Below are 22,958 nucleotides of genomic sequence, written 5' to 3'. Positions count from 1 at the left end.
CACGGCGAATCCGACCTCTCGGTAGGACTGGTACATGGCTGATGACGCGTTCTTCCGACCCGCTGGAGTCCTCGACGCCGACGGCGTCGAGTACGAGGTCTTCGACCCGACACCGTCCACCGCCAGCGTGTGGGCCGACACCATGCAGCACGGGGCGCCGCCCGCGGCGATCCTGGTGCGCGCCATGGAGAAACTGGTCGGGGACGCCGCACGGGTCTCGCGCGTCACCATCGATCTTCTCGGCGTGGTCCCCATCACCCGGACCCGGGTGCGGGCGTGGGTGGCGCGGCCGGGCCGGACGATCTCGCTGATCGCCGCGGAGATGGACTGCGTGGACGGCTCCGGCGAGTACCGCACCGTCGCCCGGGCGCAGGCCTGGGCCCTCGCATCGTCGGACACCACGGCGATCGCGCGGGATCTGTCCCCCGCGCTACCGCCGGCCGGCGAGGTCGACGGTGCGATGCCCGACTTCTTCAAGCACCTCAAGGACCAGGGTTTCCTCGCCGCGTGCGAGTGGCGGTTCGTCGACCGGCCCGACGCCGACGAGGACGGCCCGCGGTGGTGCTGGATGCGGGCGCGGATACCGCTGGTCGCGGGCGAGGCACCGTCGCCCCTGGTGCAGGTCTTCTCCGTGATCGACGCCGCCAACGGCATCTCCGCGTACCTCGACCCGACGGCGGTGACCTGGATGAACATGGACATGACCGTGCACTTGCACCGCTCGCCGCGGCCGGTGGACGGCTGGATCGGTGTCGCGGGCGATCAGCTGGTCGGGGGCGAGGGCATCGGCACCACCGTCTCCCGGATGTACGACGGTGCCGGCGCCTTCGCCGTCGGGGCGCAGACGCTGCTGGTTTCCGCCCGATGACCTAGAAGCGGCAGGCGCGGATGTCGGTCATGAGGATCGCCTTGGCGCCGAGGTCGGCGAGGTCGTCCATGATCGGGTTCGCGTCCTGGCGCAGGACGAGGGCGCGGACGGCGACCCAGGCATCGTCGGCCATGGGCGCGACGGTGGGCGACTCGAGTCCCGGCGTGACCGCGACGGCCCGATCGAGCAGCGACTTGGGGCAGTCGTAGTCGAGCATCACGTACTGGCGTCCGTAGACGACGCCCTGCAGGCGTGCCGTGAGCTGGTCCTTCGCCCGCGCAGGCGCCGAATCCGCCCGCTCGATCAGCACGCCCTCCGAGGAGAGCAGCGCCTCGCCGAAGGCCACCAGGTTGTTCTGCCGCAGCGAGCGACCCGACTCGACCACATCCGCGATGAGGTCCGCCACGCCCAGCTGGATCGAGATCTCGACCGCACCGTCGAGGCGGATGACCTCCGCGGACATGCCGCGGGCGGCGAGATCGGCGCGCACCAGGTTCGGATAGGAGGTGGCGATCCGCTTGCCCTGCAGATCCGACAGCTGCCAATCGGTGCCGGCGGGACCGGCGTAGCGGAAGGTGGACCGGCCGAAGCCCAGCGCGAGTCGCTCGGTGAACGGCGCACCGGAGTCCAGCGCGAGGTCGCGTCCGGTGATCCCCAGGTCCAGTTCGCCGGACCCCACGTAAAGCGCGATGTCCTTGGGGCGCAGGAAGAAGAACTCCACCTCGTTGGCATTGTCGAGGACCGTGAGGTCCTTGGCGTCCGAGCGGCGGCGGTAGCCGGCCTCGCTCAGGATGGCGGCGGCGGACTCGGAGAGCGCGCCCTTGTTCGGTACGGCGACCCGCAACATGTTCTTCGGTTCCTTCGGAGAGGTTCTACAGGTACGAGTAGACGTCGTCGAGCGTCAGGCCGCGCTTGATGAGCAGCACCTGCAGCCAGTACATCAGCTGCGAGGCCTCCTCCGCGAGGTCCGCGTCGCTCTGATGCTCGGCGGCGATCCACACCTCGCCCGCCTCTTCCAGCACCTTCTTACCCAGGAAATGGATGCCGCGGTCCAGCGCCTCGACGGTCCCGCTCCCAGCGGGCCGCGCCTCGGCCTTCTCGGCCAACTCCGCGAACAACGTCTCCATGGTCTTCACATGGCTCATTGTCCCACGCGAACTACAGTGGTTCGTGTGGAGGGCAGCACGACCGCGCAGGCGGCACCGTCGGCACCGCGTGCGGACGGTCCCGACGCCGCGGCCAAGGGCTCCGCGCAGTACCGGTACGCCAGGGCTCTGGTCCGGGCACGACTGCGCGTGCTGCGCGCCGCGCGCGACCCGGACCGGTTCCTCCGCGAGAACTACGACGACCTCGCTCGGCGGCACCCGCTGCTCGCCTGGCTGTGGAGCCTGCTGCACCTGGACTTCGCCGGGCTCTTCGTCGGCGGGCTGTTCCTGATGAGCAGCCTGACGGTGTCGCTGCTCCCCCGTTCCTGGTTCTTCCAGGGCATCGTGTCCGGCATCAATGCGGTGATCGGCTACGCGATCGGCGTGTTCCTCAAATGGGTGATCGTCGACCTCCTGGTGCGCTCGCATCCGATCCGGGACGACCCGAAGCGGGCGCGCTGGGTGCCGGTGTGGCGGGCGCTCATCGTGGTCGGCATGCTGGTCGGCGGCCTGTGGATGATGGTCGCCGCCAAGCGCTGGCAGGACGATGTGCGCGCCCTGATGGGCATGCCGCCGGGATCGGACCTCTGGTACGTGCTCACCCCGATCGTGGCCTTCGTCGTCTCCGCCGCCCTCATCTCGACCTTCCGCGTCCTGCGCGACCTGAGCCTGTTCCTGGCGCGCCGGGCGAACACCTACCTGCGGGTGCCGCAGCCCGCGGCGAAGGTCCTCGGCTTCGTCCTGGTCGTGGCGTTCGTCGTGTTCATGGTCAACGACGTGGGATTCCGGGCGTTCTCCGCGACCGCCAACAAGGTCGCTTCGGCGACCAATGATGAAGAGCCCGCGGGATTCTCGCGACCGACCGAGTTCCAGCACTCGGGATCGCCCGACTCCGCGGCGAAGTGGTCGGGCCTGGGGATGGAGGGGCGCAAGTTCGTCGCGGGCGGGCTGCGCGCCGCCCAGATCGCCCGGTTCACGACACGTCCGGTCACCGAGCCGGTGCGGGTGTACGTGGGACTGGAGAACGCCGCCACGACCGAGCAACGGTTCGCACTGCTGCATCGCGAGCTCGCGCGCACCGGGGCGCTGGACCGGAGTCACGTCGTGATCATCCCGACCACCGGCTCCGGGTGGGTGAACCCGACGGCGGCCCGCGCCGTCGAGCTGATGTACGACGGCGATGTCGCGCTGGTCGCGGCGCAGTACTCCTACCTGCCGAGCTGGATCTCCTTCATCACCGAGCGCGAGACCTCGCTGTCCGCCGGCAAGCGCCTCATCGACGCCGTGCTCGCCGACGTGTCCGCGCGGCCGGCCGAACACCGCCCCAAGGTGCTGGTCATGGGTGAGAGCCTCGGCACGCGCGCCGGGGAGGGCGCGTTCTCCGGGTTGCCCGACATCCGCGCCAAGGTCGACGGTGTCGTCTGGATCGGGCCGCCGCGGGCGAATCCGATCCACTCCGCGATCACCGACCGCCGCGATCTGGGGACACCCGAGGTGCTCCCCACGTACACCGACGGGCTGATCGTCCGGTTCACCGACGGCAGGCGACCGCTCGCGGACAGCGGTGGCGCGGAATGGCTCGCACCGCACGTGGTGTACGTCCAGCACCCGTCCGATCCAGTGGTCTGGTGGTCTCCGGAACTGATACTGCGCCAACCGGATTGGCTCAAGGAGGCGCCGGGCAAGGATCGCAGCTCGGCGATGGCGTGGTACCCGTTCGTCACCTTCTGGCAGGTGTCGGCCGATCTGGCGAACGCCGCGGGGGTCCCGGACGGGCACGGACACAACTACGGCACCGCGGTCGTGGACGCGTTCGCCGCGGTCCTCCCACCCGCCGGGTGGACGCCCGCCGACACCGAACGGGTCCGGATGGCCGTCATGGCCAGCGCCGCGATCGACGGTGCCGAGAAGTAGCTCGGTCCTGGGTCGCCCGGCGCAGCAGGTCGACGGCGCTACAGCCGGAAGGTCTCGTGCGCCGCACCGGCCAGGGTGCCGAGGTGCACGGCACCGCGGGCGACGGGCTCGGGCCCCACGGTCAGGACCTTGCAGCCGGCGGCCAGCGCTGACCGCGCGCCGGTCGGCGAGTCCTCGACGGCGACGCAGTCCGCGGCCGGGAACCCCGCCAGTTCGGCGCCGCGGAGGTACGGGTCGGGGGCGGGCTTGGGGGTCGGTACCTCGTCGCCGCAGACGGTGGCCACGAACCGGTCGCGGCCCAGGGTGCCGAGAGCGTGCTCGGTGACCTCGCGGATCGTGTTCGTGACCAGGACGAGCGGGATCTCCGCGGCGCCGAGCAGATCGAGCGTCTCGCGCGCACCGGGCTGCCACGGGATGCCACCGTCGAACAACTCGACGACGCGGTTCGACAGCCACTGCTCCGCCGCGACCAGGTCGCGATCCGCCTCCGGGACCTGCGCGAAGTCGAACAGTTTGCGCAGCGCATCGCCCGTCGCGTTGCCGAGCGTGGTCTCCCGCTGTTCGGGCGTGATGTCGTAGCCCAGCTTCCGGGTGAACTCCGCCACCGCGATGTCCCAGAGCTTCTCCGAATCGAGCAGCGTGCCGTCCATGTCGAACAGGACCGCGGACGGCAGGGAGGAGGTGGTCATGGCGTGCACCTTATGCGCCCGGTCGTGGGAGGTGTTAATTCATTCGTCACCCGAACGACGGATCTCTGTGTTTGAGTGCGATGCATGCGCAATAACAGGTGGCTCGCAGCCCTGGCACTCACCGCGTCGGCCGCACTGGTCGCGAGCTGCGGCACGTCGGGGAACGACGCGACGCCCTCGTCCTCCGCGGCGGCGTCGTCGGGCGCGCAGGCGGCCTTCACCGTCCCCGGCACCGACGACCTGCCCGCGGCGAAGCCCGGTCAGGTGCACCTGCTGGCGTTCAACGACTTCCACGGCAATCTGCAGCCGCCGAGCGGCTCGACGGGCCGGATCGGCGGAAAGGACGCCGGCGGGGCCGTCTACTTCGCGACCGCACTGCAGCGACTCAAGAAGCAGTACCCCGACAGCCTCACCGTGGCGGCGGGCGACCTGGTGAGCGCCAGCCCGCTCGTCTCCGCGCTGTTCCGGGACGAGCCGACGGTGAAGTTCCTCAACTCCGTCGGCCTGCAGGCGAGCTCGGTGGGCAACCACGAGTTCGACCACGGCACCATCGAGCTGGAGCGCCTGCAGAAGGGCGGCTGCGCACCGCAGGGCTGCGAGCCCGGCGACCCCTTCACCGGCGCCGCGTACCAGTACCTCGCGGCGAATGTCACCAACGCGCAGGGCCAACTGCCGCCCGGGACCGTGCCGTGGAAGATGTTCGAGGTCGCGGGCAAGAAGATCGCCGTGATCGGCACCGTGACGCCGGAGACGGCGACCATCGTCGCGCCGGAGGGCGTGCGCGGCTACACCTTCGGCGACGAGGCCGAGGCCATCAACAAGTACGTCCCCGAGATCAAGGCGGCCGGCGCCCAGGCGATCATCGCGACGATGCACGACGGCGGCGCCCAGAAGGGCACCGGCGAGGCGGACCCGAACGCGTGCAAGGACGTCTCCTCCCCCGTCCCCGAGCTCGCGAAGGCGATCGACCCGGCGGTCACCGCGTTGGTCACGGCCCACTCGCACCAGGCCTACAACTGCACGATCGACGGCCGGACCGTCACGCAGGCGGCGTCGTACGGCCGGCTGATCACCGACATCACCCTCGACTTCAGCGGGCCCGCGGCGAAGGCCACCGCGATCAACCGCGTCGTCGGCCGCGACATCCCCGCCGATGCCGCGACGCAGCGCCTCGTCGACTATTACGCCAAGGAGGCCAAGCCCCGCGCCGACCGCGTGATCGGGACGATCCCCACCGACCTCAAGCGAGACCCGTTCCCCGGCGGCGACTCGCCGCTCGGCGATGTCATCGCCGACGCGATGCTCTTCACCACACGACCGCCGAACGAGGCCGCGGGCCGGATCGCGCTGATGAACCCCGGCGGCGTGCGCGCCGACCTCAAGGGCGGCGATGTCACCTACGGCGCCGCGTACACCGTGCAGCCCTTCGGCAATCAGGTCGTCACCGTCTCGCTCACCGGCCAACAGATCATCGATCTCCTCGAGCAACAGTGGAAGAACCCCGCGAAGACGACGATCCTGGCACCGTCGGGCATCACCTACAGCTACGACCCGAACGGCGCCCCGAACCGGAAGGTGGTGCGCGATAGCGTCAAGATCGGCGACGAGCCGATCAACACCGTCGCCAGGTACCGCGTGACCACGAACAACTTCCTCGCCGCCGGCGGCGACGGGTTCAGCGTGTTCACCCAGTCGACGGACCTCACCGTCGGCGGGATCGACCTCGACGCGCTCGAGAAGTACCTGCAGGCCACCCCGAACCTGCCGACGCCCACCAGCCGGGTGACGAAGCAGTAGTCGCTGTCGGGGCCTCGCAGTAGCATCGGCGATATGACCGCTGCACCGAATCCCGCGCCGCTGACGCTGGAGGACTGGTTCGCCTTGGGGGAGGACGAATCGCTGCGGCGCGCGGAACTGTGCCGGGGGGTACTGGAAGTGTCGCCGAGTCCGAGACTGAAGCACACGCGAGCGATCCGGCGTCTGGCGAACGCGATCGAGGCGCAGCTACCGGGCGACTTCGAGGTGTACGACGAGACGGACGTCATTGTCCATCATCGCCCTGCGACCGCCGAGGTACTGAAGCTCGTGGACGGGCGGTACGAGGGCCCGACGGTGACCGACCGGATCCGTACCGAGGTCCCCGTCGCGCTGGACATCGACCTCACAGCGCTCGACCATCCATGAGCGGGAGACCTACGTGTTGAAGTACTTCGCCTCGGGGTGGGTGAGGACGAACGCGTCGGTGGACTGCTCGGGGTGCAGCTGCAGTTCCTCGGAGAGTTCGACGCCGATCCGCTCGGGCTGGAGCAGCTCGACCATCTTGCGCCGATCCTCGAGTTCGGGGCAGGCGCCGTAGCCGAAGCTGTACCGCGCGCCGAGGTACTTGAGGTCGAAGAAGTCCGTGACCGCGTTGGGATCGGTGTCGGAGACCTTCCGGCCGCCGGGCAGGATCAGCTCCTGCCGTACCCGCTGGTGCCAGCGCTCCGCGAGGGCCTCCGTGAGCTGCACGCCGATGCCGTGCAGCTCGAGGTAGTCCCGGTAGCTGTTCACGGCGAACAACTCGTTCGCCGCATCGGCGATCGGCTGCCCCATGGTGACCAGCTGGAAGGGCAGCACGTCCACCTCGCCGCGCTCGCGGGCCGTGTCGCGGTCGCGGATGAAGTCCGAGATCGCGAGGAACCGGCCGCGCTGCTGACGCGGGAACTCGAACGAATAGCGCACGGGCGCATCGGGATCCGGCGACTCGAGCACGTCGATGGTGTTGCCGTGGCTCACGGCCGGGAAGTATCCGTACACCACGGCGGCGTGGTCGAGGATGTGCTCTGACTTGAGTTTGTCGAGCCAGTACCGCAGCCGGGGACGGCCCTCGGTCTCCACCAGTTCCTCGTACGACGGGCCCTCGCCCTTGCGGGCGCCGCGCAGGCCCCACTGCCCGAAGAACAGGGCGCGCTCGTCGAGCAGCGGGGCGTACTCGCTGATCGCGATGCCGCGCACCACGCGGGTGCCCCAGAACGGCGGGGTCGCGACCTCGAAGTCGAGCGCCACGTCGGAGCGGTCCGGCACCACCACCGGCGCGGCCTCGGCCTTGCGCTTCTCGGCGATCCGCTTGCTGCGGGCGTGCCGTTCCTTGCGCTCGCGGGCCTTCTCCGCAGCGGCGATGGCCTCGGGGCTGTCCGGATCCGGCCCGCCGCCACGCTTGAGGGACATGATGTCGTCCATCAGGCGCAGACCCTCGAACGCGTCGCGGGCGTAGCTGACCTCGCCCTCGTAGACCTCCGCGAGATCGTTCTCGACGTAGGCACGGGTCAGGGCGGCGCCACCGAGCAGCACGGGGTACTTCTCCCCCAGGCCCCGGGTGTTGAGCTCCTGCAGGTTCTCCTTCATCACCACGGTGGACTTCACGAGCAGACCGGACATCCCGATCACGTCGGCGTGCTTGTCCTCCGCGGCCTCGACGATGGCGGCGATCGGCTGCTTGATGCCGATGTTGACCACCTCGTAGCCGTTGTTGCTCAGGATGATGTCGACGAGGTTCTTGCCGATGTCGTGCACGTCGCCCTTGACCGTGGCGAGCACGATCCGGCCCTTGCCCGCATCGTCGTCGGCCTTCTCCATGTGCGGCTCGAGGTAGGCGACCGCGGCCTTCATCACCTCGGCGGACTGCAGCACGAAGGGCAGCTGCATCTGGCCGGAGCCGAACAGCTCACCGACGGTCTTCATGCCGGACAGCAGGGTGTCGTTGATGATCTTCAGCGGCGGCACCGTCGTCATGGCCTCGTCCAGGTCGGCGTCGAGGCCCTCCCGCTCACCGTCGACGATGCGCCGCTCCAGGCGGTCGAACAGCGGCAGCTTCGCCAGCTCCTGTGCGCGGGACTCGCGGGCACCGGCCGCGGAGACGCCCTCGAACAGCTCCATCAGCTTCGTCAGCGGCAGGTAGTCCGGATCGCCCTTCGACTGCAGCCCGTCGGCGCCGCGACGGTCGTAGACCAGGTCCAGGGCCGTCTCGCGCTGCTCGTCCTCGATCTTGCTCATCGGCAGGATCTTCGACGCGTGCAGGATGGCCGAGTCGAGGCCCGCCTCCGTCAGCTCGTGCAGGAACACCGAGTTGAGCACCTGCCGGGCGGCCGGGTTCAGGCCGAAGCTCACGTTCGACAGGCCGACGGTGAAGTGCATCGAGGGGTACTTCGCGTGCAGGATCTTCACGGCCTCGATGGTCTCGAGGGCATCCCGACGGACCTCCTCCTGGCCGGTCGAGATGGGGAACACCAGCGGATCGATGATGATGTCGTCGATCGCCAGACCCCAGTTCTCGGTCAGGTCGGCGATCAGGCGCTCGGCGATCCGGACCTTCCACTCGGCGGTGCGGGCCTGGCCCTCCTCGTCGATGGTCAGCGCGACCACGGCGGCGCCGTGCGCCTTGACGAGCTCCATGATCTTGGTGAACCGCGAGTCCGGACCGTCGCCGTCCTCATAGTTCACCGAGTTCACCGCGCACCGGCCGCCGAGGTGCTCCAGGCCCGCCTGGATGACGGCCGGCTCGGTCGAGTCGATCATGATCGGCAGCGTCGATGCGGTCGCCAGGCGGGCGGCCAGCGCCGCCATGTCGACGGCGCCGTCGCGGCCCACGTAGTCCACGTTGAGATCGAGCATGTGCGCGCCGTCGCGGATCTGGTCCTTGGCGATGTCGACGCACTTGTCGTGATCGCCCGCGAGCATCGCCTCGCGGAAGGCCTTGGAGCCGTTGGAGTTCGTGCGCTCGGCGATCATCAGGATCGAGCTGTCCTGTGCGAAGGGCACCGACGTGTAGAGCGAGCTGATCGAGCTCTCCGCCTCCGGGGTGCGCTGCAGGCGTTCGGTCGCCCGCACGGCCTCGGCCACCTGGCGGATGTGCTCGGGGGTGGTGCCGCAGCAGCCGCCGACGAAGCTCAGCCCGAACTCGCCGACGAAGCCCGACAGCGCCTGCGCCAGTTCCTCCGGGGTCAGCGGGTACTCCGCGCCATTGGGGCCCAGCACCGGCAGGCCGGCGTTCGGCATGACCGACACGGGGATGCTCGCGTGCCGCGACAGGTGCCGCAGGTGCTCGCTCATCTCCGCCGGGCCGGTCGCGCAGTTCAGGCCGATCATGTCGATGCCCAGCGGCTCCAGCGCCGTCAGCGCGGCCCCGATCTCCGAGCCGAGCAGCATGGTGCCGGTGGTCTCCACCGTCACGTGCACGATGATCGGAATCCGTCGCTCCAGCTCGGTCATCGCGATCTGGCAACCCAGTACCGCGGCCTTCGACTGGAGGATGTCCTGACAGGTCTCGATGAGGAAGGCGTCCGCGCCACCGTCGAGCATGCCCCGCGCGGCCTCCGCGTACGCGTCCCGGATGACCTCGAACGAGGTGTGGCCCAGCGTGGGCAGCTTGGTGCCCGGGCCGATCGAGCCGAGCACGAACCGCGGCTGCCCGTCGCGCGCACCGAATTCATCGGCCACCTTGCGCGCGATCGCGACGCCCTTGAAGGAGAGCTCGCGGATCCGGTCCGCGATGTCGTAGTCGCCCAGGTTCGACAGGTTGCAGCCGAACGTGTTCGTCTCGACGGCGTCCGCGCCGGCGGCGAAGTACGCGCGGTGGATCCCCTCGAGCACGTCCGGGCGGGTGTCGTTGAGGATCTCGTTGCACCCCTCGAGCCCCAGGAAATCGTCCAGGGTCAGGTCGGCCGCCTGCAACATCGTGCCCATCGCACCGTCGCCTATGAGAACACGGCGTTTCGCCGCCTCCAGGAAGTTCGACTGCAGCGGCTGCTGATGCGTACGGGTCATGATCCCAGGGTAGTCGGTGCGGGCAAATCTCCTCTTCAGGGCCTGCGCGTACGCTGACCCGGTGAACTATCCCCCGAACCTCGACCGCCCCGTGCTCATCGCGGCGTTCGAGGGCTGGAACGACGCGGGCGATGCCGCGTCCGGAGCCGTCGAGCATCTCGAGCTGACCTGGGACGCGACGCTGCTGACGGAGGTCGATTCCGACGACTTCTACGACTTCCAGGTCAATCGGCCGACGATCAAGCAGGTCGACGGCGTGACCCGGGCCGTGGAGTGGCCGTCGACGACGCTGTCGGTGTGCCGTCCGCCCAAGGCCGATCGCGATGTGGTGCTGCTGCGCGGTATCGAGCCGAACTTCCGGTGGCGCGCGTTCTGCGAGCAGCTGCTGGCGGTCTTCGCGGACCTGCACATCGACAGCGTGGTGATCCTCGGGTCCCTGCTCGCGGACACGCCGCACACCCGCCCGGTGCCGGTCACCGGGACCGGGTACGACGCGGACTCCGCCAAGCGCTTCGGGCTCGAGCAGAACCGGTACGAGGGGCCCACCGGCATCACCGGGGTCCTCCAGGACGCGTGCGTGCGGGCCGGGTACCCGGCCATCTCGCTCTGGGCGGCGGTGCCGCACTACGTCTCGCAGCCCCCGAACCCGAAGGCCACCGTCGCGCTGCTGCAGCGCGTCGAGCAGGTCCTGGATCTCGCCGTGCCGCTGAGCGATCTGCCCGAACGGGCCGAGGCCTGGGAGTCCTCCGTGACGGAGATGACCGAGGACGACGAGGACGTGGCCGCGTACGTCCGCGGGCTCGAAGAGCGGGGCGACGCCGAGGCGCAGGACGTCGAGCAGAACATCGACGCCGACGCCCTCGCCGAGGAGTTCGAGAAGTACCTGCGGCGCCGCGATCCCGGCACGGGGCCGTGATCGCCGCCGGGGCCGCGTCCCGGCGCTAGCCGATCCGTTCGATCGACACGACAGGCGTGGTGATGCGCCAGGTCCGGACGTCCGGGTCGTCCGCCGCACGCACCCAGAACTGGGCCGACTCCCCCACCCGGCAGCTCTTGATGCCGAGCAGCGGGATGTCCTCCGAGTCGCGCCGCAGCGCGCTGATGCTCCACTGCTCGTCCCCGGAGTCGCCGCCGATCCCGGGGGCGCGCATCAGGGTCTTCTCCGCCAGATCCACCACGTAGGTCGACGTGCGGGTCTGCACGGTCCATACGCCCTCGGTCAGATCCGGGGCCAGCTCGCTGACGGTCCTCACAGGCGAAATATAGCTTGTCGCGTCATCAGGCGGTGACCGGTACGCCCAGCAGCGCGTCGACGGCGGTCGCGACGGCGCCCGGAGCACCCACGTCCGGACCGCCCGCGGAGAGGGCCTTCTCGGCCCAGGCGTCGACGGCCGCCAGCGCGTGCGGGGTGTCGAGGTCGTCGGCCAGGTACCGGCGGAGCCGGGAGATCAGCTCGGCACCGTCGGGGCCCGACGGTGCCGCGAAGGCCCGGCGCCACAGGTCCAGGCGCGCCAGCGCCCGCTCGAGCACATCGTCGGACCACGGCCGGTCCTGCCGGTAGTGCCCCTCGAACAGGCCCAGCCGGATCGCGGCGGGGTCGACGCCCGCCCGCCGCAACTTCGAGACGAAGACGAGGTTCCCGCGGCTCTTGGACATCTTCTCGCCGTCGAGGCCGATCATCGCGGCGTGCACGTAGTGCCGGGCGAACCGGCGCTCGCCCGTCGCCGCCTCGACGTGCGCGGCGGAGTACTCGTGGTGCGGGAAGATCAGGTCGCTGCCGCCGCCCTGGATGTCGAAGCCCGCGCCGAGGCGGTTCGCCGCGATCGCGGCGCACTCGATGTGCCAGCCGGGCCGGCCGGGTCCCTGCGGAGAGGGCCACGAGGGCTCCCCCGGTCGCTCCGCGCGCCACAGGATCGGGTCGATGCTGTCGTGCTTGCCGGGCCGGTCGGGATCGCCGCCGCGTTCGGCGAAGAACTTCTCCATGGTGGCGCGGTCGTACCCGGACTCGTACCCGAACTGCTCGGTCGCGTCGGAGCGGTAGTACACGTCCGGGAACGCGGGATCGTCCACGATGTACGCGGACCCGTTGTCCAGGAGCTTCCCGACGTACTCGACGACCTCGCCGACCGACTCCACCGCACCGATGTAGTCGCGGGGCGGGATCACCCGCAGCGCCTCCATGTCCTCGCGGAACAGATCGATCTCGCGGGCGCCCAGGTCGCGCCAGTCGATCCCGTCGCGCTCCGCCCGCTCGAACAGCGGGTCGTCCACGTCGGTGATGTTCTGCACGTAGTGCACGTCGTGGCCGTTGTCCCGCAGCACCCGGTTGACCAGGTCGAACGCCAGGTACGTGGCCGCGTGCCCCAGGTGGGTCGCGTCGTAGGGGGTGATGCCGCAGACGTACATCCCCGCCACCGCGCCGGGGTTGACCGGGCGCACCGCCGCGTCGGAGGTGTCGTAGAGACGCAGCGGGACCGACGGTCCGGGCACGCTGGGAACGGTGGGGGTCGGCCAGGAACGCATGCCCCCACCCTATGCGCGATCAGAAAGGGGGCCACGGAATGGGTCGGCTGGGCGTCGGCAGGGGCATGACGCCGAGGTCGATCAGCTCGGCCGCGCGCTCGACGAGGGCCGCCTGCTCCTCCGCCGTGATCAGGCCCGCGAGGTCCGGCGGCGCGGCGCGCAGCGCCTCCAGATCGCCCAGCAGCTCGTCGGGCACGAGACGCCCCGCCCAGCCCCACAGGACCGTGCGCAGTTTGGGAGCGGTGTGCAGGCAGATGCCGTGGTCGACGCCCTGCACGCGACCGTCCGGGCCGAGCAGGATGTGGCCGCCCTTGCGGTCGGCGTTGTTGATGATCACGTCCAGAACGGCGAGCCGGCGCAGGCGCGGATCGTCGGCGTGGGCCAGCGCGACCTCCGCGATGCCGTCGGGCGCGTCCGCGTCCTCGACGTAGCCCGTGAACACCTTCAGGTAGCCCTCGGGCACGCCCTCCAGCGGGAACAGGTCGACGAGGTCCGGCCCCTCCGGTCCGTCGGCCTCGGCGTCGGGCTCGTCGACCCAGCGCTGCACCATGCCCACCCCGAGCGGACCGTCGCGCAGGACGGTCTCGGGGATGAGGCCCCAGCCCAGGGCCTCGGAGACCCGGTACGAGGCGACCTCGCGGCCGGCCAGCGTGCCGTCGGGGAAGTCCCACAGCGGCACCTCGCCGCGGACGGGCTTGTACACCGCCCGTTCGCCCGTGTCACCGAGCTCGCACAGCAGGGTCGCGTTGGAGGCGCTGGTGATGCGTCCCAGAATCGTCAGATCGGCGGTCTCGAGGTCCACCGTGCGATCCACCTACCGGTCCTCGTCGTCGGTGCCGAACGCCGCACCGCGCCGGTAACCGTTGAGGCGCACGCACATGTGGCCGTCGGCGTCCAGCGGCTCACCGCACAGCGGGCACGCCGGACGGCCCGCCCCGAGCACCTTCTCCGACCGGTTCGCGAACTCCCGCGCGGCGACGGGGGTGAGGAACACCCGGACCGCGTCCGGTCCCTCCTCGGCGTCGTCCGCGAGCACCACGGACTCGTCGAGCTCCTGCTCGGTGATCGCCAACAGCTCGATCACGACCGCGCGCTCCTCGGAGTCCCAGCCCAGGCCCATCGTGCCGACCCGGAACTCCGGATCGACGGGCATCACGAGCGGCTGCAGGTCCGTGACGGGAGTGCCCGCCGGCGGCATCTCCATGCCGAAACGCCGCGAGACCTCGTCGAGCAGCGCGGCGATCCGTTCGGCGAGAACCTCGACCTGCTGCTTCTCCAGCAGCACGGAGACGATCCGCGAGTCGTGCACGGCCTGCAGGTAGAACGCGCGGTCGCCGGGCTGCCCGACGGTGCCCGCGACGAACCGGTCGGGCGTCCGGAAAACGTGGACGGAGCGACTCATGCCTCGCCTCCCACGGTTGCCTCCTCAGCTGGACGTTTCGGCAGCGCGACGCTACCGGACGAGTTGACGCACTGCACCAGCGGGCGGTTCGGGCCGTAGGTCACGATCGACACCGAGGCCGGTGCGACGAAGATGCGCTGGAACTGGTCGAGGTGCGTGCCCAATGCGTCGGCGACGACCGCCTTGATGACATCCCCGTGGCTGCACGCCACCCACACGGCGCCCGCCCCGTACTGCTCGGTGTACCGACGGTCCGCCTCGCGCACCGCCGCGACGGCACGCGCCTGCACGTCGGCGAGGCCCTCGCCCCCGGGGAAGACGGCGGCCGAGGGCTGTTCCTGGACCGTGCGCCACAGGGGCTCCTGCAGCAGGTCCTTGATGGCGCGGCCCGTCCAGGCGCCGTAGTCGACCTCGATGAGCCGCTCGTCCACCTCCGGGGTGATGCCGTGCGCGGCCGCGACCGGGGCGAGGGTCTGCTCGCAGCGCAGGAGCGGCGAGCGGACGGCGGCGACGATGTCGACATCGGCGAGGCGGCCGACGAGATCGGCGGCCTGGAGGCGGCCCTTCTCGTCCAGCGCCACGCCCTCGCCGCGCCCCGCGAGGACACCGGAGGTGTTCGCGGTCGAGCGGCCGTGGCGAAGGAGGATCACGGTCATGCTCCCGAGTCTATGCGCGGCCGCCACGTACGCTATTTGAAAGTGTTCCGCGCACCGTCGTGCATACCGTGCGATGCGCATCATCGAAGGAGGAGCGATGGCACTTCCCCCGTCCCCGACGGGCCCGACCGGGCCCTGGTCACCGTCGCGCACGCCCGTCGATCGGCCGGTGCAGGCACCGATCCCGCCGCTCCGGCCCGGGGAACCGCCCCGGCTGTACGGACCGCCCGTCGCGCCGCTGTCCGGCACCGACTTCATGTTCGGCGGATTCTGGCCGGAGAAGGACCTCGCGCCGAGGCCCGCGCTGCTGGTCGCGGCAGCGGCGATCGGGGTCGTGGCCGCGGTGATCCTGCCCTACCACTACGCGGTGTCGCTGGCGGGCCTCATCGTGGTGGCCGCGCTGCTGCTGGTACCGCTCGGGATCTCGCGGCATCGGGCGTCGCCGTACACCTGGCTGGTCGCCGTGCTCGGCGCGGCGCTGGTCTCGCTCATGGTGCTCCGCGCCGCCGGCTGGCTGACCGCCCTGATGCTGCTCGTGCTCGTGCCGCTGGCCTTCTCGGCGCTCTCCGCGGGAAGAACGGTCCTCGACCTCCTCACGGCTGCGGTCATGTGGCCGCTGTCGCTGGTGCGCGCGGCCCCGTGGGCGCGACGGACCGCCGGGACCGTGCGGTCCCTGCCCGTCGGGTGGCCGGTCGTGCGGACCGCGGCGCTGTGCCTGGTCGCGCTGCTCGTGTTCGGGGCGCTGTTCGCCACCGGCGACGCGGTGTTCGGGTCGTGGGTCAGCGCCCTGATGCCCTCGTTCGACGGCGGCTCCGTCGTCCTCCGGGTGCTGGTCGCGGCCGCGATCGGCGCGTTGGCGCTGGGCACGCTGTACACCGCGATCAACCCGCCGCGCCCGGTGCACGCGCCCGGCATCCCCACCGGGCCGTCGCGGACGCTCCGGCGGTTCGAGTGGCTCGCCCCACTGGGCGTGGTGATCGCGATGTTCGCCGGCTTCGTCGCCGCGCAAGCCACCACGATGTGGGCGGGGCACGACTACGTGCAGCGCACCGCGGGCGTCACCTACGCCGAGTCCGTGCACAAGGGCTTCGGCCAGCTCACCGTCGCAACCCTGCTGGCGCTCCTCACCGTCGCGCTCGTCTGGTGGGCCGCGCCGCGGGAGACGCGGTCCGACCTGGCCCGGCTCGCGGGCGCCCTCGGCGCGTTGTGCGCGCTCGCCCTGGTCGTCGTCGTGTCGGCGCTCTACCGGATGCACGTCTACCAGCAGGCCTACGGCTTCACGACGCTGCGGCTCGTCGTCGACGCCTTCGAGCTGTGGATGGGGCTGCTCCTGCTGCTCACGATGGCGTGCGTGGCCCTGCGGCGCGTCGGGTGGCTGCCGCGGGCGGCGCTGGCGTCGGCGGCGCTCGTCGTGATCGGGCTCGGCTGGATGAACCCCGAGGCCTGGATCGCCGAGCACAATGTCCAGCGGTACGAGGACACCGGCAAGGTCGATACCGCGTACCTCGCCACCCTCGGCCCCGACGCCCGCGCCGCGATCGCGCGGCTCCCGCTCGATGTCGCCCAGTGCTCGGTCCGGCAGGGCCCGCGCGCCGCGTCCTGGATCGAGTGGAACATCGGGCGCGACCGGGCCCGCGGCGTCGGCCTGGACAGCAGGCTCTACCAGCAGGAGTGCAACCCGAACCGGGACGGGCAGACCCGCTGATCGACCCGCCCGTCGCCGCCGTCAGTGCGTGCGGGCGAACTCCGTGATCGCGGCGCCGGCTTGCGGGGAGAAGGGCAGGTCGGCCCCGTAGTTCGACGGTGCGCGGCTCGGGTCCTGCTTGAGCACGTGCGAGACGCCGGTGAGGCGGACGTACGTGAGGTCGGCCGCGGTCAGTCCCGTGGCCAGGTGGTCGACGTCGGCGCAGCTGACCTGGACGTCCGCGTCGCTGCAGGTCAGCAGCACGGGATACCGGGCGGGCAGGGTGCGCGCGAGGGCCGGCGGGTCGATGCGGTCCAGCTGCTGGAGGAACCGGGCGGTGCTCGGGTTGAACGTGGACCTCAAGGCCGCCGGGAGATCGGCGGGCACCGTCCCGTCGGCGCGGACCTGCGCGATCGTCGTGGCCAGGGCGGCGAGGAGCGCGTCACCGTCGGCCTGCGTGACCTGCCCCGCCTTCTGCGCCGTGGTCACCTGGTCGGTGATCTGGCGGGAGAGCAGGTCGAGGTAGCGCACGCTCAGCGGTTCCAGCATCCCCAGCGCCCGCACGGACGGTCCCGTGGTCGAGGCGGCGAGCCGGAGCGCGAACAACGCGCCCTCGCTGTGCCCGTACACCGACAGGCGGTCCCGGTCGACGGACGGCCGGGACGCGAGGAAGGCGAGCGCGTCGTGCGCCTCGGTGGCGAACACCTCGGCGTCGATCGCCGCCGGATCCGCGGCGTACTTCCCGATCCCCGTCTTCCCGGAGCCGAGTTTGTCGTACCGCAGGCTGGCCACCCCGGCGGAGGAGAGCGTGTCCGCAACCGACTTCAGGGTGTTCACGGCGCCCGGAAGCAACCGGGAGTTGCCGTCACGGTCGGTCGGGCCGCTGCCGGCGATGAGGAGCGCGGCCGGTACCCGCGCCCCGGACGCCGGGCGGTGGAGCGTGCCGTGGATGCTCACGCCGCCGCTGTCGAACGAGACCTCATCGTCGACCCAGGCCTGCGCCGCCGCGGAGCTGCTCGGCGACGTGGCCGGAGCGCTGGTCGACGAGCAGCCCGCGACGAGGGTCAGGACCGTCGCCGCCGCGATCGCCGCGCCTCGAGCACCGATCATCGTTACCTCCCCCGACGGGCCTCTGATGGTTCTCAGCGTAGAAGGCACAGCGGTCGAGCGGGCCGGCTACGCGGTCACCGTGGCCCGGGCGAGGGCGGCCGCGGCGGCGACGGCACCGCCGGACGCGGGCAGCAGCGGCAGGCGCACGGCGGCCGTGGCGATGCGGCCCTGCGCGGCGAGGACGCCCTTGATGACGGTGGGGTTCGGCTCGGCGAACAGCGCTGTCGCGAGGCCGGCGAGCGCGCCGCCGAGGACGCGGGCCTCCTCGACCCGGCCCTCCCGCCACGCCGCGACCAGTGCGGCGAACTCCCCCGCCGCGACGTTCGCGCTGGCCGAGATCGCGCCGTGCCCGCCCAGCGCGAGGATCGCGCCGACGAACGGATCGTCCCCGGCCAGTACCGACACGCCGGCGGGCAGCCCCGTTCCGATCTCGGCGAGCAGGCGCACCGTCGTCTCCGTGACGCCGCCGACGGCGTGCTTGAACCCGGCCACCCCGTCGATCTCCGCGAGCCGCAGCAGGGTCTCCAGCGAGAGTGATCGGCCCGTGCGCTGCGGGACGTCGTAGACGACGACGGGCACGGGGCTCTCCCCCGCGATCCGCCGGTAGTGCTCGACGACGCCGGCCTCGGACGGTCGCGTGTAGTAGGGCACCACGACCAGCGCGAGGTCGGCGCGCCGGTCGAAATCCCGCAGCAGGTCGACGGTGCCCTCCGTGGCATTGGTCCCCACGCCGAGGGTGAACACGGCGCGGTGCTCGGCGCAGACCCCGCCGACGAGGTCGACGACCGCGGCCCGCTCCGGGGCGGTGAGCGTCGCGGGCTCGCCGGTGGTGCCGAGCGCCAGGAGGCCGTCGGCCCCGTCGGCGAGGGTGTCGTGCGCGAGGCGCTCGAGCGAGACGAGGTCGACGGTGCCGTCCGCGGCGAAGGGCGTGACGAGGGGGACGTGGAGGCCGGTGAGCTGCATGGTCCCAGGTTCCATCGTCGTGAGCACAAGGTCCAGCGCGATAATCCGATGTCGAGCGTAAGCTCAACTGATGCTCGACGTCCATCGCCTCCGCCTGCTCCGCGAGCTCGCCGAGCGCGGCACCATCGTCGCGGTGGCGCAGGCCCTCGACTACACGCCGTCTGCGGTGTCCCAGCAGCTCGCGACCCTGGAGCGCGAGGCGGGCCGGCCGCTGCTGGAACGCACCGGGCGCAGCGTCCGGTTGACCGAGGCGGGCCGGGTGCTCGTCGGGCACGCCGACGCGATCCTCGAGCGGCTCGAGCGGGCCCGCGCCGATCTGGACGCCCTGAGCACGGAGGTCACCGGGGAGCTGCGGATCGGGGCCTTCGGGTCGGCGATGCGCACCGTCGTCACCCCGGCGCTCCTGCGCCTGTCCCGCGACCATCCACGGCTGCGCGTGCGCGTGACGGAGATCGACCCGGCGACCGCCCCGGAGGAGCTCCGATCGCGACGGCTCGACGTCGCGCTCCTGCAGCACTACGACTGCCTGCCCGCGCGCACCGACCCGTCGCTCGACACCGAGCCGCTGTTCGACGAGGCCGTCCACCTGGCCGTCCACCGCGACCGTCCGCGCACGCTGGCCGAGTGCGCCGAGGAGCGCTGGATCTCCGGCACCGTCGGCACGATGTGCGACGAGGCCACCGTTCGGACCTGCGAGAACGCCGGATTCACGCCGCGCGTGCGGCACCGGACCGACGACTTCCCGGCAGTCCTCGCGCTCGTCGCCGCCGGCCAGGGGGTGGCCGTGATCCCCGATCTCGCCGCCGTCGACGTCCCCGCGGAGGTGCTGCTCGCACCCCTCGAGGTGGTCCGGCACACCGCGCTCGCCTACCGGCGTGGCGCGGCCCGCGACCCGCTCATCGGGGCCGCGCGGCGGGCGCTCAGGTCGCGCTGATCACGCCGCCCCACAGCAGGCCGAGCACGAGCACGCCCACGAGGACGCGGTAGCCGACGAACCAGTTCAGCGAGTGCTTGGCGACGAAGGTCAGCAGCCAGGCGATCGCGGCGTAGCCGACGACGAACGCGATCACCGTCGCGACCAGCAGCTGCGGCCCCGAGGCGTGCAGGCCCGGACCGCCCTTCTCGAACGCATCGGGCAGGCTGAACAGCCCGGACGCCGTCACCGCCGGGATCGCCAGCAGGAAGGACAGCCGCACGGCCGCCTCGCGCTTGAGCCCCAAGAACAGGCCCGCGCTCGACGTGGCACCGGAGCGGGAGACGCCCGGGATCAGCGCCAGGCACTGCGCGAGGCCCATGATGATGCCGTCGCGGGCGGTGACCTGCTCGAGCGGCCGCTGCCGGTTCGCGAAGTACTTCGAGCTCACCCACTCCGCCGCGAAGATGACCACCGAGAACACGATGAGCATGGTCGCGACCAGGTACAGGTTGCGCGCCGCGGTGCGGATCTCGTCCTTGAGCAGATAGCCCAGCACGCCGATCGGGATCGTGCCGATGATCACGTACCAGCCGATCCGGTAGTCGACGCCGCGCTCGGCCCTGTCGAACAGGCCGCGGAACCAGGCCACGACGATCCGGTAGATGTCCCGGGCGAAGTAGATCAGCACCGCCAGCTCGGTGCCGAGCTGCGTGACCGCGGTGAACGACGCGCCCGCGTCGTCGCCGAACCAGATCCCCGACACGATCCGCAGGTGCCCCGAGGACGAGACGGGGAGGAACTCCGTCAACCCCTGCACCACACCGAGCACGATCGCCTGCAACCACGTCATGTCCACCGGGGCAGGCTACCGGGCGGACCGGTGATCGGCCGGGCGCGGTAGCTTCGAGGAATCATGACCCGCACATTCGCGTCCCGAATCGCCGCTCTCACCGTCGTCGCCGCGGTCGCCCTGACCGGGTGCTCGACGACCCCCTCGCGGGAGAGCCGGCCGACCATCGTCCCGGCGCAGGCCGCCGTCGCGCCGGAGCCGACGGTGCCGCCCGCCGGCACCGTGACCCCGGCCGGCGCCGGCGAGGGCCTGGCGTTCGATCCCGCCGGTCGGCGGCTCGCGGCGATCGTCGGGAACGAGGTGATCGTCTACAGCGTCGACGGTGGCCTCAAGGAGGTCGCCCGGTCGACGCTGTCCGCGCGCCCGAGCCAGGTGGTTCCCAATCGCGACGGCGGCTTCCTCATCGCGGCCGGAAAGCAGGCCGTGGTGCTACCGCGGGATACCGGCGCCGACGGCTCGGTGACGGTCGGACGCAAGACCTTCGACGTCGACGCGGACGTGCTGACCGTCGCCCCGTACTCCCGCGACGACGTCACCGTGCTCGCGGGCACGAAGAACGGCGAGATCGTGGCACTGGGGGCACCGTCGGGCCCGAAGACCATCACCGGCCCCGTCGAGGCGAGCAGGATCCTCGTCCACGGCTCCGACGTGGTGGTCGTGGACCGGCTGCAGTCGTCGATCACCACCGTCGACGTACCGGGCGGGAAGATCGGCAAGGGCCTGCGCGTGGGCCGCGGCGTCACCAACGCGGCGATCGACCCGAACGGGCGGGTGTTCGCCGTCGACACGGGGAAGAACCAGATCATCGGCTACTCCGCGGCACCGCTGATGGAGCGCTTCCTGTACCCGGAGACGGGATCGCCGTGGGCCGTCGACTACGACGCGACCGACAAGCTGATGTGGGTCACCCGCACCGCGACGAACCAGGTGGTCGGGTACGCGCTGGGCTCCGGCATGCCCGAACAGCGCAAGCTGTTCCCGACGGTGCGCCAGCCCAACGCGATCGCCGTCGACGCGAAGACCGGGACGCTGTACGTGCAGTCGGCCACCGGCGGCGGCATCCAGGCGATCGCGACACGATAGGGATCGGACATTGACCACCGGCACCCGGAGCACCCCCGACGAGGACGAGTACGATTTCCTGCCGTTGCGCTTGCCGCGGGAGGTCTCCCGGGTGACCGCGGCGATGCGGCTCGCCATCGAAGCGGAGTTCGGCGGATGGGAGCTGTCCCGCGTACGGCTCTACACCGACGGATCGCGGCGGGTGCTGCTGCGCCGCAAACGCACGAAAACGTCCGGCATGCTGCCGCCGGACGCCACGAAGGGGTTGTGAACGCCATGTCAGAGTTGTCCCAGGTGGTGTACCGCTCGCTCCTGCGAGTGATGTTCCTGGTCTCGCCGGAGCGCATCCATCACCTGGTGTTCGGCCTCATCCGCGGGACCACCGCCCTGCCGCCCGTCCGGTCCGCGATCCGCCGGGGCCTGTCCCGCCGCGATCCGATCCTCGAACAGACGGTGTTCGGCGTCCACTTCCCCGCCCCCATCGGCCTGGCCGCCGGCTTCGACAAGAACGCGCGCGCCGTCAACGGTTGGGGCGCCCTGGGCTTCGGCTTCGCCGAGATCGGCACCGTCACCGCGCATCCGCAGCCCGGCAACCCCACGCCGCGCCTGTTCCGGCTCCCCGCCGACCACGCGTTGATCAACCGGATGGGTTTCAACAACTACGGCTCCGGCGCCGCGGCGAACGAGCTGCGCAAGCGCGACGCGGGACCGACCGCGGTCCCGATCGGCGCGAACATCGGCAAGACCAAGGTCACGCCGCTCGAGGCCGCCGCCGACGACTACCGGATCAGCGCCATGCTGCTCGGCCCGCTCGCCGACTTCATCGTGGTCAATGTCTCCTCGCCGAACACTCCCGGCCTGCGTGATCTGCAGGCCACCGAGTCGCTGCGCCCTGTGCTGCAGGCCGTCCTCGACACCGTCACGGTGCCCGTCCTGGTGAAGATCGCCCCCGACCTCGCCGACGAGGACGTGGACGCGGTCGCCGACCTGGCCGTCGAGCTGGGCCTGGCCGGGATCGTGGCGACCAACACGACCATCAGCCGCGCGGGGCTCGCCACCCCGGCGGCCGAGGTGGAAGCCATCGGCGCGGGCGGCCTGTCCGGCCGGCCCGTCAAGGCGCGCTCGCTGGAGGTGCTGCGTCGGCTCGCCGCCCGGGTCGGCGACGATCTGGTGCTCGTCTCCGTGGGCGGGATCGAGACCGTCGACGACGTGTACGAGCGGATCCGCGCCGGCGCCTCGCTGGTGCAGGCCTACACGCAGTTCATCTACGGCGGCCCCCTGTGGACGGGCTCGATGCACAAGCAGCTCGCCGCGCGCCTGCGGGCCGACGGCTTCGCGTCGATCTCCGACGCCGTGGGCGTCGATCGCTGACCG

At 71.2% G+C, this 22,958-nt stretch carries 22 protein-coding genes; 10 read left to right on the top strand and 12 right to left on the bottom strand.

Features of this window, described 5'->3' with window-relative positions; translation table 11 throughout:
- The first annotated feature begins 34 nt into the window (after positions 1-34).
- Positions 35-868: a thioesterase family protein gene (locus tag HF999_RS01305; RefSeq protein ID WP_168544123.1), complete on the top strand. Its 834-nt coding sequence runs from the start codon at positions 35-37 to the stop codon at positions 866-868.
- 1 nt (position 869) lies between these two features.
- Here the strand turns inward: HF999_RS01305 and hisG are convergent, their stop codons facing one another.
- Positions 870-1,715 carry an ATP phosphoribosyltransferase gene (gene hisG, locus HF999_RS01300; protein WP_168544122.1) on the bottom strand — a complete coding sequence of 282 codons (846 nt, stop codon included), beginning with the start codon at positions 1,713-1,715 and terminating at the stop codon, positions 870-872.
- A gap of 25 nt (positions 1,716-1,740) precedes the next feature.
- Positions 1,741-2,013 (bottom strand): phosphoribosyl-ATP diphosphatase, encoded by a 273-nt coding sequence (locus HF999_RS01295; RefSeq protein ID WP_168544121.1) that lies wholly within the window; start codon positions 2,011-2,013, stop codon positions 1,741-1,743.
- Positions 2,014-2,040: 27 nt separating this feature from the next.
- Here HF999_RS01295 and HF999_RS01290 point away from each other — a divergent pair, with 27 nt between their 5' ends.
- The gene (locus tag HF999_RS01290; RefSeq protein ID WP_312853972.1) at positions 2,041-3,927 is read left to right on the top strand and encodes an alpha/beta hydrolase; all 1,887 of its coding nucleotides are present in this window, start codon (positions 2,041-2,043) and stop codon (positions 3,925-3,927) included.
- Between the two features lie 38 nt (positions 3,928-3,965).
- Here the strand turns inward: HF999_RS01290 and HF999_RS01285 are convergent, their stop codons facing one another.
- A complete protein-coding gene (locus HF999_RS01285) occupies positions 3,966-4,616 on the bottom strand; it encodes an HAD family hydrolase (protein WP_168544119.1) in 651 nt (216 codons plus the stop codon).
- 84 nt (positions 4,617-4,700) lie between these two features.
- On the opposite strand from HF999_RS01285, the gene HF999_RS01280 reads away from it, so the two are divergent.
- Both HF999_RS01280 and HF999_RS01275 read left to right on the top strand, forming a co-directional pair.
- On the top strand, positions 4,701-6,413 hold the full coding sequence (locus HF999_RS01280; protein WP_168544118.1) for a bifunctional metallophosphatase/5'-nucleotidase: 1,713 nt from the start codon (positions 4,701-4,703) through the stop codon (positions 6,411-6,413).
- Between the two features lie 33 nt (positions 6,414-6,446).
- Positions 6,447-6,800 carry a Uma2 family endonuclease gene (locus HF999_RS01275; protein WP_168544117.1) on the top strand — a complete coding sequence of 118 codons (354 nt, stop codon included), beginning with the start codon at positions 6,447-6,449 and terminating at the stop codon, positions 6,798-6,800.
- A gap of 9 nt (positions 6,801-6,809) precedes the next feature.
- Here HF999_RS01275 and metH read toward each other — a convergent pair whose 3' ends face one another.
- The gene (gene metH, locus HF999_RS01270; RefSeq protein WP_168544116.1) at positions 6,810-10,418 is read right to left on the bottom strand and encodes a methionine synthase; all 3,609 of its coding nucleotides are present in this window, start codon (positions 10,416-10,418) and stop codon (positions 6,810-6,812) included.
- A gap of 61 nt (positions 10,419-10,479) precedes the next feature.
- Between metH and HF999_RS01265 the strand changes: the two genes are divergently transcribed.
- On the top strand, positions 10,480-11,334 hold the full coding sequence (locus HF999_RS01265; RefSeq protein WP_312853971.1) for a PAC2 family protein: 855 nt from the start codon (positions 10,480-10,482) through the stop codon (positions 11,332-11,334).
- 25 nt (positions 11,335-11,359) lie between these two features.
- On the opposite strand, the gene HF999_RS01260 is transcribed toward HF999_RS01265, so the two are convergent.
- From HF999_RS01260 to HF999_RS01240, 5 genes are read right to left on the bottom strand one after another with little or no spacing between them, the layout of a single operon-like run.
- Positions 11,360-11,671: a hypothetical protein gene (locus tag HF999_RS01260; protein WP_168544114.1), complete on the bottom strand. Its 312-nt coding sequence runs from the start codon at positions 11,669-11,671 to the stop codon at positions 11,360-11,362.
- Between the two features lie 25 nt (positions 11,672-11,696).
- Positions 11,697-12,941: a cysteine--1-D-myo-inosityl 2-amino-2-deoxy-alpha-D-glucopyranoside ligase gene (mshC, locus tag HF999_RS01255; RefSeq protein WP_168544113.1), complete on the bottom strand. Its 1,245-nt coding sequence runs from the start codon at positions 12,939-12,941 to the stop codon at positions 11,697-11,699.
- 19 nt (positions 12,942-12,960) lie between these two features.
- Positions 12,961-13,755 carry an Rv2133c family protein gene (locus HF999_RS01250; protein ID WP_312853970.1) on the bottom strand — a complete coding sequence of 265 codons (795 nt, stop codon included), beginning with the start codon at positions 13,753-13,755 and terminating at the stop codon, positions 12,961-12,963.
- Complete coding sequence (locus HF999_RS01245) at positions 13,756-14,343, bottom strand: Rv2134c family protein (RefSeq protein WP_168544112.1); 588 nt, start codon at positions 14,341-14,343, stop codon at positions 13,756-13,758.
- Positions 14,340-14,999 (bottom strand): Rv2135c family putative phosphatase, encoded by a 660-nt coding sequence (locus HF999_RS01240; RefSeq protein ID WP_168544111.1) that lies wholly within the window; start codon positions 14,997-14,999, stop codon positions 14,340-14,342. The genes HF999_RS01245 and HF999_RS01240 overlap by 4 nt, the downstream gene beginning before the upstream one ends.
- Before the next feature lie 97 nt (positions 15,000-15,096).
- On the opposite strand from HF999_RS01240, the gene HF999_RS01235 reads away from it, so the two are divergent.
- A complete protein-coding gene (locus HF999_RS01235) occupies positions 15,097-16,704 on the top strand; it encodes a DUF4153 domain-containing protein (RefSeq protein ID WP_168544110.1) in 1,608 nt (535 codons plus the stop codon).
- A 21-nt stretch (positions 16,705-16,725) separates the two neighbouring features.
- Here the strand turns inward: HF999_RS01235 and HF999_RS01230 are convergent, their stop codons facing one another.
- Complete coding sequence (locus HF999_RS01230; RefSeq protein ID WP_168544109.1) at positions 16,726-17,793, bottom strand: alpha/beta hydrolase; 1,068 nt, start codon at positions 17,791-17,793, stop codon at positions 16,726-16,728.
- A gap of 66 nt (positions 17,794-17,859) precedes the next feature.
- Entirely contained in the window at positions 17,860-18,771 is a 912-nt protein-coding gene (gene dapA, locus HF999_RS01225; RefSeq protein ID WP_246207015.1) for a 4-hydroxy-tetrahydrodipicolinate synthase, read from the bottom strand.
- A gap of 55 nt (positions 18,772-18,826) precedes the next feature.
- On the opposite strand from dapA, the gene HF999_RS01220 reads away from it, so the two are divergent.
- Positions 18,827-19,690: a LysR family transcriptional regulator gene (locus HF999_RS01220; protein WP_168544108.1), complete on the top strand. Its 864-nt coding sequence runs from the start codon at positions 18,827-18,829 to the stop codon at positions 19,688-19,690.
- Here HF999_RS01220 and HF999_RS01215 read toward each other — a convergent pair.
- Positions 19,677-20,522 (bottom strand): undecaprenyl-diphosphate phosphatase, encoded by an 846-nt coding sequence (locus HF999_RS01215; RefSeq protein WP_168544165.1) that lies wholly within the window; start codon positions 20,520-20,522, stop codon positions 19,677-19,679. The two genes, HF999_RS01220 and HF999_RS01215, sit on opposite strands and share 14 nt — an antisense overlap.
- Positions 20,523-20,585: 63 nt before the next feature.
- On the opposite strand from HF999_RS01215, the gene HF999_RS01210 reads away from it, so the two are divergent.
- The 3 genes from HF999_RS01210 to HF999_RS01200 are packed head-to-tail and all read left to right on the top strand — an operon-like array spanning position 20,586 to position 22,955.
- A complete protein-coding gene (locus HF999_RS01210; RefSeq protein WP_168544107.1) occupies positions 20,586-21,605 on the top strand; it encodes an SMP-30/gluconolactonase/LRE family protein in 1,020 nt (339 codons plus the stop codon).
- Positions 21,606-21,615: 10 nt separating this feature from the next.
- On the top strand, positions 21,616-21,855 hold the full coding sequence (locus tag HF999_RS01205; protein ID WP_168544106.1) for a DUF5703 family protein: 240 nt from the start codon (positions 21,616-21,618) through the stop codon (positions 21,853-21,855).
- A 26-nt stretch (positions 21,856-21,881) separates the two neighbouring features.
- Positions 21,882-22,955 carry a quinone-dependent dihydroorotate dehydrogenase gene (locus HF999_RS01200; protein ID WP_168544164.1) on the top strand — a complete coding sequence of 358 codons (1,074 nt, stop codon included), beginning with the start codon at positions 21,882-21,884 and terminating at the stop codon, positions 22,953-22,955.
- The last annotated feature ends 3 nt before the right edge of the window (positions 22,956-22,958 follow it).

The organism is Tsukamurella spumae (assembly GCF_012396015.1).
Classification (GTDB): domain Bacteria; phylum Actinomycetota; class Actinomycetes; order Mycobacteriales; family Mycobacteriaceae; genus Tsukamurella; species Tsukamurella spumae.
The sequence above is the reverse complement of the archived record's forward strand: the minus strand, read 5'-3'. Positions and strand labels throughout refer to the sequence as shown.